At 24.7% G+C, this 1,902-nt stretch carries 2 protein-coding genes; one reads left to right on the forward strand and one right to left on the reverse strand.

Going from position 1 to position 1,902, the window contains the following annotated elements:
- The first annotated feature begins 198 nt into the window (after nucleotides 1–198).
- On the forward strand, nucleotides 199–1,212 hold the full coding sequence (gene ansA / locus D9V70_RS02795) for an asparaginase (protein ID WP_158356206.1): 1,014 nt from the start codon (nucleotides 199–201) through the stop codon (nucleotides 1,210–1,212).
- A gap of 19 nt (nucleotides 1,213–1,231) precedes the next feature.
- Here the strand turns inward: ansA and D9V70_RS02800 are convergent, their stop codons facing one another.
- Entirely contained in the window at nucleotides 1,232–1,813 is a 582-nt protein-coding gene (locus D9V70_RS02800) for an NfuA family Fe-S biogenesis protein (RefSeq protein ID WP_158356207.1), read from the reverse strand.
- Between the last annotated feature and the right edge of the window lie 89 nt (nucleotides 1,814–1,902).

A 1,902-nucleotide genomic window follows, 5' to 3' on the forward strand; every position in this document is an offset into this window, starting at 1 on the left:
ATGAATAACGTTCATGTTAATAATAACTAATAGTTCAATAAAATTTTTCAATATTAAATCATTTATGTAATTCTATATAAATTTATATTTTTTAGTATTATATTTAACTAAATAATAAATTTAAAATATTTTATTTAAAATATACTTTACATTTGATTATTTATAGTTTTATTCTAAAATAACAAAAAGAATTGATTAATGAAGAAAAAATGTATATATGTTGCATATACAGGCGGAACTATCGGTATGCAAAAATCAAAATATGGATATATTCCAATTTCTGGATATCTTCAAAAACAACTTGTTAAAATGCCAGAATTTCACAGACAGGAAATACCATACTTTACTATCAAAGAATATCAACCATTAATTGATTCTTCTAATATGACACCAAAAAAATGGCAAATTATCGCTAATGATATTGAAAAAAATTATCACAAATATGATGGATTTGTTATTTTACATGGAACAGATACAATGGCTTACACAGCTTCAGCTTTATCATTTATATTAGAAAATTTAGAAAAACCAGTAATTGTGACAGGTTCTCAAATTCCTTTATCAGAAATTCGTTCTGATGGTCGTCAAAATTTATTAAACTCGCTTTTAATAGCAGCTAATCATCCTATCAATGAAGTTACTCTATTTTTTAATCATAGATTATATAGAGGAAACAGAACAACAAAATCGTATGCAGATGGTTTTGATGCATTTTCTTCTCCTAATTTACAACCATTACTAGAAGTAGGAATAAATATTCGTTATCTATATAAGGAAAAAGCAAAAAAGAATCTAAACAAATTAAGGGTTTATCAAATTAAATCACAACCTATTAGTATAATTACTATTTATCCAGGAATTTCAGGAAGAGTTATTAAAAATTTTTTACTTTATCCAATAAAAGCGATGATATTATGTACTTATGGAATAGGAAATGCACCTCAAAATAAAGATTTTTTAAAAGAATTAGAATCAGCATGTAAAAAACATATTATTATTATTAATTTAACACAATGTATATCTGGAAGAGTAAACATGAACGGATATGCAACAGGAAATTCTCTTATAAAAGTTGGAGTAATCAGTGGCTATGATCTTACTATAGAAGCAGCTTTAACTAAATTACATTTTTTATTAAGTCAAAAGATTTCAAAAAAAGCAGTCTCTTCCGAAATGCAAAATAATTTGCGTGGTGAATTGACACCTTTTTAATTATGAACAATTTATACTGTCAATAAAATGAGTGTTTTCCATGTAAATGTTCTGTTCCATCATATATTTTTTTAATTTCAGGAAAAGAAGCTAATATTTTTTTTTCCACTGTTTCTTTTAAAGTAATTCCTATCATTGAGCATCCATTACAACCACCACTAAATTGTATAATAGCAATACTATTTTTTTGATCAATTTCAATTAAATTAACTTGTCCTCCATGCATTGATAAATGAGGATTAATTTCAATATTTAAAAAATGTCTGATTCTCTCTTCTAGAGAAGAGGTATTTTTAAATAAAGTATGACTTTTGGCATATGGAGCTTTAAAAGTTAATTGAGAACCTAGTTTATCAAAAACAAGATCAATTTCAGCATTTCGTAAATAAGAAACAATATTCTTATTAACATAAACAAAAAACTGATTATACTTTAATTTAATATCTGACTCTTCTATTTCATTTTTTAAACAATATGCTACCCCACATTCTGCACTAGGCGTACCAGGATTTAAAATAAATATACGTATTTGAGTATCATTAGGCTCTTTTGATAGAAGATATCTAAAATGATTTTGCGCGTTTTCAGAAATAGTGACCATAAGTATTATTACAAAAAATATATATTTAATTAAATAATGTTACTAACTTATTGTAAAAAAAACAAGAGAATTCAAAAATAAAACAAATT

Origin of the sequence: Buchnera aphidicola (Lipaphis pseudobrassicae), from assembly GCF_005081185.1 — a bacterium.
In the GTDB taxonomy this organism is placed as follows: Bacteria; Pseudomonadota; Gammaproteobacteria; order Enterobacterales; family Enterobacteriaceae; genus Buchnera; species Buchnera aphidicola_AD.

Bases quoted from the DNA above. Each gene is read 5' to 3' on its own strand.
- ansA (WP_158356206.1), top strand. From the start codon at position 199: ATGAAGAAAAAATGTATATATGTTGCATATACAGGCGGAACTATCGGT.
- D9V70_RS02800 (WP_158356207.1), bottom strand. From the start codon at position 1,813: ATGGTCACTATTTCTGAAAACGCGCAAAATCATTTTAGATATCTTCTA.